8 protein-coding genes are annotated in these 6,000 nt (G+C 67.6%); 3 read left to right on the forward strand and 5 right to left on the reverse strand.

Annotation, left to right across the window (positions count from 1 at the left end; all coding sequences use genetic code 11):
- The first annotated feature begins 59 nt into the window (after positions 1 to 59).
- Entirely contained in the window at positions 60 to 374 is a 315-nt protein-coding gene (locus tag ABZ934_RS31445) for a hypothetical protein (protein WP_361319623.1), read from the forward strand.
- 65 nt (positions 375 to 439) lie between these two features.
- Here ABZ934_RS31445 and ABZ934_RS31450 read toward each other — a convergent pair whose 3' ends face one another.
- Positions 440 to 1,012: a TetR/AcrR family transcriptional regulator gene (locus tag ABZ934_RS31450; protein ID WP_361319625.1), complete on the reverse strand. Its 573-nt coding sequence runs from the start codon at positions 1,010 to 1,012 to the stop codon at positions 440 to 442.
- A 168-nt stretch (positions 1,013 to 1,180) separates the two neighbouring features.
- Here ABZ934_RS31450 and ABZ934_RS31455 point away from each other — a divergent pair, with 168 nt between their 5' ends.
- Positions 1,181 to 1,510, forward strand: coding sequence for an antibiotic biosynthesis monooxygenase (locus tag ABZ934_RS31455; RefSeq protein ID WP_361319628.1), 330 nt, complete (start codon positions 1,181 to 1,183; stop codon positions 1,508 to 1,510).
- A 96-nt stretch (positions 1,511 to 1,606) separates the two neighbouring features.
- Here ABZ934_RS31455 and ABZ934_RS31460 read toward each other — a convergent pair whose 3' ends face one another.
- Complete coding sequence (locus ABZ934_RS31460) at positions 1,607 to 2,518, reverse strand: NADP-dependent oxidoreductase (RefSeq protein WP_361319631.1); 912 nt, start codon at positions 2,516 to 2,518, stop codon at positions 1,607 to 1,609.
- Between the two features lie 392 nt (positions 2,519 to 2,910).
- On the opposite strand from ABZ934_RS31460, the gene ABZ934_RS31465 reads away from it, so the two are divergent.
- Positions 2,911 to 3,675 (forward strand): STAS domain-containing protein, encoded by a 765-nt coding sequence (locus ABZ934_RS31465; RefSeq protein WP_361319634.1) that lies wholly within the window; start codon positions 2,911 to 2,913, stop codon positions 3,673 to 3,675.
- Positions 3,676 to 3,924: 249 nt separating this feature from the next.
- Here the strand turns inward: ABZ934_RS31465 and ABZ934_RS31470 are convergent, their stop codons facing one another.
- The 3 genes from ABZ934_RS31470 to ABZ934_RS31480 form a co-directional block, all read right to left on the reverse strand.
- Entirely contained in the window at positions 3,925 to 4,176 is a 252-nt protein-coding gene (locus ABZ934_RS31470; RefSeq protein WP_361319642.1) for a Scr1 family TA system antitoxin-like transcriptional regulator, read from the reverse strand.
- A 132-nt stretch (positions 4,177 to 4,308) separates the two neighbouring features.
- On the reverse strand, positions 4,309 to 4,893 hold the full coding sequence (locus ABZ934_RS31475) for an RICIN domain-containing protein (protein ID WP_361319637.1): 585 nt from the start codon (positions 4,891 to 4,893) through the stop codon (positions 4,309 to 4,311).
- Between the two features lie 526 nt (positions 4,894 to 5,419).
- Positions 5,420 to 5,845, reverse strand: coding sequence for a GNAT family N-acetyltransferase (locus tag ABZ934_RS31480; RefSeq protein ID WP_361319645.1), 426 nt, complete (start codon positions 5,843 to 5,845; stop codon positions 5,420 to 5,422).
- Positions 5,846 to 6,000: the final 155 nt, after the last annotated feature.

Here is a 6,000-nt window from a genome sequence, read left to right on the forward strand (position 1 = left end):
CCGGTGGGGTGGGTGACTGTGGTGGGGCTGCTTGGGGTTGTGTGTCAGGAGGATCGCTCATGCCGTTCACCGAGGTCGTCACCTTCCGGCTGAAGGAGGGGGTGCGGACGGAGGATTTCCTGGCCGCGGCGTTTCGGATGGACCGGGAGTTCCAGCCGACTCAGCCCGGCTATGTGCCGGGGAGTCGGCGTACGCTCCGGTCGCCTGACGGCACGTGGATGATCTCGGTGGACTGGGAGACCGTGCAGGATTCGGAGAACTCGCAGGCCGCGTTCGAGAACGCGGGCGAGATCACCGAGGCGTACCTGGGGGCGATGGACCGCGACAGCATTGCCATCCGGGTCTGGGAGCTCTTCGTCCCCCCGGCGCTGTAGGCCGTCGAGAGGGAAGCGTGGCTTTTCTCCGGACTGCCTGGCGGTGAGGTCCGGCCGGCCTCGCGCTAGTGGGTGGCGGTTGGGCGGCCGGAGGCAAAGGTGGCGGCCAGGTCCGCGATGAACTGATCGGTGACGGGTTCGCGGGAGATGAAGCGTCGGAAAAGCACCGGTCCGCACAGGCGGGCGTACTCGTCGGCGTCCACGCTCAGCCCCGACGGCGCCAGCAGTTGGTTGAGGGCGTCGCGGCGGTTGGCGACGAGCCGGTGCAGTGCCTGGTCGCTTTGGGGGTCGTGGTCGGCCTGGGCGGCGAGCATCATGAGCGCGGTTGCGTTCGCCTGGGCTTGCATGCCGGCGCGCAGGCTGCGCAGGAACGCGGCGACGATGTGCTCGGGGCTGCCGGAGCCGTCGGGGTAGTCGGTGGGCGGGCCCTCCAGGAGCAGGTCCGTGAGCAGGCGCTCGCGGGTGGGCCAGTGCCGGTAGAGGGTCTGGCGCGTGACGCGGGCGCGAGCGGCCAGCTCCGAGTAGGTGACCGCGTCAGGGCCGCCGGCGGTGAGCAGTTCCCGGGCGTGCCCCAGTACGTGGGCGCGCGTCCGCTCGATGCGGGGATCGGTTCGGGCAGCGCCGCCTTCGTCAGTCATAGGCGAATCATACAAGAGCGCGGCTATCATACGCATTGACTTTTAAGATGCGGAGTGTTCGACATTCTGGCTGAAGGGTCGCGCTCAGTGCCACCCGCGCCGGGCTCTGGCGCCGGCTTCACCCCGCAGATGTGCGATGGGCACCTCCCGTGAACCGAAGGACTCTCCATGATCACGATTGACAAGAATGCCGGCACGCTGACCGTCATGGTCGTCTTCACCCTCGACACCGCCGAGGATCAACCGGTCCTGCTGGAGGCCATCCGCACCTTCATCCAGGACGTGGTGCGCCACCAGCCGGGCTTCGTCTCTTCCACCGTGCACGCCAGCGACGACGGCACACGGGTCATCAACTACGCGCAGTGGGAGAACCAAGGCGCCTTCGCGGCCTTCCAGGCCAACCCCGACGCCATGAACCGTCGGGGCGACATCATGCGCTTCGATCAGGAAGGCCACACCTACCGGATCGCCTTCCAGGTCGAGGGGGCCGCTTCCTGAGGCCCCCGCCGGTACTCCGTGCCGATGGACCGCACAGAGACACTGTGCGGCCCCTCGTCTCGTTCGCGATCCGTCGGGTCCGCGCCGCCGGCCCGGTCAGGGAACCAGGATGATCTTTCCCCGGTACCGGCGCGCGTCGAGGTCGGCGTGCGCCCGGGCCGCTTCGGCGAGCGGGTAAGTGCGCCAGATCGGCACATCCAGCTCGCCGGCGGCGGCCAGCTCGGCCAGTTCCGGCAGCGCCTCCGTGGCCCGGTCGGCGGGGTCCATGCCGGTGAAGCGCACGCCGTACCGGGCGGCGTTCATGTCCGCGAGAGTGATCACCCGCTCCGGGCCGCCGGCCAGCTCGATGGACTCGGGCAGCACGCCGGCGCCGGAGGTGTCGAGCACCGCGTCGATCCCCTGCGGTGCCGCTGCGCGCACCCGCTCAATCAGGCCGTCGCCGTAGACCACGGCGCCGGCACCGTACCCGGCGACCCGCTCCTGGTCGGCCGCGCCGGCCGTGCCGACCACCGTGACCCCGCGCGCGGTGGCGAGCTGCACGGCGATCGCGCCCACGCTGCCCGCGGCGCCATGGATCAGCAGCGTCTGGCCGCTGCGCAAATCGAGGTGCCTCAAGGCGCGGAAGGCGGTCTCCCCGACGGTCGCGAGCGACGCCGCAACCTCCCACGACAGCCCCTGAGGCTTGGCGACCGGCCGGCCCAACACGGCGTACTGGGCATACGCCCCGCCCGTGGCCACACCGAAGACCTCGTCACCCACGGCCGTGCCGCCGACCGCGTCCCCGACCGCGTCCACGACACCGGCCACGTCCACCCCGGGGGTGATCGGGAACTCGGCCGGGAACGCACCGGCCAGCTCACCGCGGCGGATCTTGGCGTCGATCGGGTTCACCGACACTGCCCGGACCCGGACCCGGACCTCGTGCGCGGCAGGCCGCGGGACCTCGACCTCGGAGAGGACCAGCACCTCCGGGCCGCCGAAGCGCGTGTACGTGATGGCTGACGGCATGGGGACCTCCCAGAGAGAAAGAATAGACAACGTGTAGCTAAACATACGGAATGTATGATTGTCGAGCAATTGTATCCACGGATGCCGGCCATGGCACGTCCGTACAGCCGCTAGGTGAGCGATCACGGGGTCCAGCCGAGCAGCAGGAGCGCATGAGGCGTCCCGGCCCCGACCGTGTGCACCCCGGCAAGCCCTCGCGTGAGCCGGGCGTCGCGGGACCCTCCCTCGCCCCCAGGACGACAAGAAGCGCGGCCAGAAAGACCTGCGCGACGAGGAGCTGTAAAGCAGAGCACCATCCGCCCATTCCACCGGGCGCCCGGGAGTTCGGCCATCCTGGTGGACATCGCACGGCCTGCCGCGTTCCCTGGAAACACAGCCGCCGAGGAGCGCCGGTGGACGACACGTTCGACATCACGGTCCGCGGCTGCGGACCCGATGCGTGCGAGGTGACCGTGGCCGGAGAGCTGGACGTCGCCACCGCCCCGGACCTGCGCACCGTGCTCCACCAGGCCCTGGCCGGCTATCGGCGGATCACCATCGACATGACGGCTCTGCAATTTTGCGACTGCGCCGGGCTGGGCATGCTGGTGGCCGTCGCGCGAACGGCGAAGACCGAGGGCGCCGAGCTCCGCCTGCACGCGGTCCCCCACGCCCTCACCCGGCTCTTGCGGCACTTCCCCACCGGCGGGGCCTTCACCGTCGAGCCGGCCGAGCCTGACCGCTCGTCCGCTTCAGGCCCCGGTCCACTGGTGGGCACGACCGTGACACCGCACCAGTCAGCGGGGATCATCGAGCACCGTCTGCGGGTCGAACAGCGCCTTCCTCGCCGAGATCAAGGCCATCCTCGGCATCCCCCACGTCCATTTTCTGATCTCCGTCGCCGACGACGTCGCCGCCTTCGTCCGCCGCGGGCTGCCGCACCGCGACGTCACCGACAGCTCCCTGGACGACATCGTGCATGTCCAGCCCAGCCATACGAACTTACTGAGATCTCACGACACCTCATCCTGGAAGAGCTCTCCGAAACCCTCGCCGGCTTCCGCACACTGCTCAGCAACAACCAGTGGACCCAGGAAGGCAGCCCGGCCGCCTCACCCGCGTGCCAGATCGCCTCGACCATGATCCCGGCCGCGCGTACCATTCCGCGCCCCCGCTGAACCGGATCGCCGCCGCGCGGGCCATCGCACTGGCGGCCTTCCTGGCGGTCACGGCGGCTGGCGTCTCGGGGCCAGTGAGGCCGGCGGCGGTGTCGTACGTGAACGAGTCCCGGCCTCGGGTGCGGATGACATCCGAGCACCACGTCGGGTCGTCGGCGAATACGCCCAGGGCGGCCCGGGCGAGGGGCCGGCCGTCGGGAAGCGTCCCGGCCTGAGTACTCCGAGGGGGAGGCCGGTCAGCGACAGAGTTCAGTAGGCGGAACCGACCGACGTCGGAACGTTTCTCCGCGTACAGGTTTCGGTGAACCTCTCGTGATACACCACGCCGGGTTCGGAGGTATTGGCGAACTCAAGAATCGAGAACTGCCCGGGGACTCCGGGGTGTGCTCCCGCGGAGTGCGGGAGCACCTGCATCGTGATGGGTGGTTGTGTGCTCATGTGGGTCAGGTGCTCCAGCTGATCGCGCATGACCTCGCGGCTGTCGACGACTTGCCACAGCACCGACTCGTCGAGTACGACCCACAAGCGAAGTGGGCGGTCCGAGGCTGACTCCGATCGAGGGCAGGGTCACCTGCCGCGCGGAGGCGCGTGAGTCCCTGGACTGGCAACTTCCGTTGGTGGACTGTTCCTGCCTCAGTGGACAGCGGGCGGAGGAGACGCGTCCTCGAACACCCAAGCCTGGTTATCGCCGTCATGGCAGGAGAATTCCTGTAGATAGGCGCCTTGTGGGGGCGCGGTCCGACTCGCAGAAGCTGCGTCGAGGCATCTTCCGCTCGGCCTGTTCCCCTCCTTGACCAGGAAATAGCCCTTCGGGCGGGGTTCGATCACCCAGGTTTGGACGTTGGACGGTGTGTTGCAATCGTTCTGGCGAACGATAGCCTTTCCGTCCGGCTGCTTGCTGCCTTCCAGACACAGTCCCGTGGCGCGCACCTCGATCTGGTACATGCCGTTTATGCGCCGGAAGCGGAACTGCTGGTTCTGCTCGTTGCGGTAGGGCTGCAGGATGACTCTGTTGCGGCGAGGTCGAAGGTTTAAATCCCAGGGGGTGGTCAGGATCAGATCTTGCGTGTACGCACTCTTGATGTTCCACCATCCATCGCCGAAGTCCGGCGGTCGCCGGGGATCCCCGAACGTCGGACAGATCCCACCCGGGAAGTTGTCGCAGTCGCCCGCAGAGGTGCCGACAGGCGCGAGTCCTAGAATCAGCAGCGAAGACATCAGAGGGACAAGGAGGATGGTTCGTCGACGCATCGCAACCACCAGTTGTTCGATGCACGTGCCGTGGCGCACAGCAAAGACATTTCGATGAACAATGTGCCTGGACGGAATGAGACCCCCTAGCCACATCCCAGAACCGAGAGAAGGTGCCCTTCCACAGTATGGCGCCCGCTGCGGCTCGCAACTTCGGCCGAGTCCCGGATTCCGCCAGGGGACGACAACGGTGCGCAGGCGGGTGTCGCTCAGCGCGAGGGCAATTGCGGTATCGGTGGCTCGGGGACTTGGATGTTGCAAGTCGTGCCAACGAGGCGGCCAGTTGCACCTCGATGAGGCTCTCCCTCCCTCTGACCCCGAACGGATCGGCGGTGGTGGAGGTCAGGAGTGCAAAGTGGGGTCGGCGCACTCGCCTATGTGGCTCTGACAAGAGCTTCGTAGCCGGAGATCATCCCTGTGCAGCGGTCGGTCGATGGGTGCGGCTCATTTGCAGGAGCTGTTGCGCAGGCCGTGAGGGCGCGGTCTGTCCCGGTCAGGAGAGCCGCAAGTCGATCCAGGGGATGGTGTCTCCAGGCAGCAGGTATCGCTCGGTCTCGACGAAGCCGTGCTTGAGCGCGAACCGCAGTCCGTCCTCGTTGGAGGACAGGACGACGGTCTCGATCACCTCGGCCCCCAGTTGCCGGGCCCGGTTGAGCCCGCGCGCATAGAGTTCCTCGCCGAACCCCCGCCTGCGGTGAGCGGCGAGCACGCGGGCGATGACTGTGGCCGCCGGTGTTTCGTCCGTCGGTGGGCGCACCGTGCTGCAGCCCACAAGATCGTTACCGAGATACGCGATCTCCAGGTGGTTGCGCCGGGCACGTTCCCGTACCTCGTCCAGAGAGAGGGAGTGGGTAGGAATGATCACGTTGTGGGCGTACTGCCAGTCTTTGAGCGTGGCATCGCCGTTCGGCTGCTGGATGTGCTCCGCCCGATTGCTTTTCGCCCGCGATCGCCCCGCGGAAATCTGCCGATCTTCGCTCTTACTGATCGTTTCAGAATGAGTTGAGCTGCGGGTCTTGTGCTCGACGATCTCGGTCGGCAGAGTGTCCGGGTGCGTGCTGATCTTGTTCCGGA

Origin of the sequence: Streptomyces sp. NPDC046557 (assembly GCF_040645975.1) — a bacterium.
Classification (GTDB): Bacteria; Actinomycetota; Actinomycetes; order Streptomycetales; family Streptomycetaceae; genus Streptomyces.

Bases quoted from the DNA above. Each gene is read 5' to 3' on its own strand.
- ABZ934_RS31445 (WP_361319623.1), top strand. From the start codon at position 60: ATGCCGTTCACCGAGGTCGTCACCTTCCGGCTGAAGGAGGGGGTGCGG.
- ABZ934_RS31450 (WP_361319625.1), bottom strand. From the start codon at position 1,012: ATGACTGACGAAGGCGGCGCTGCCCGAACCGATCCCCGCATCGAGCGG.
- ABZ934_RS31455 (WP_361319628.1), top strand. From the start codon at position 1,181: ATGATCACGATTGACAAGAATGCCGGCACGCTGACCGTCATGGTCGTC.
- ABZ934_RS31460 (WP_361319631.1), bottom strand. From the start codon at position 2,518: ATGCCGTCAGCCATCACGTACACGCGCTTCGGCGGCCCGGAGGTGCTG.
- ABZ934_RS31475 (WP_361319637.1), bottom strand. From the start codon at position 4,893: ATGTCTTCGCTGCTGATTCTAGGACTCGCGCCTGTCGGCACCTCTGCG.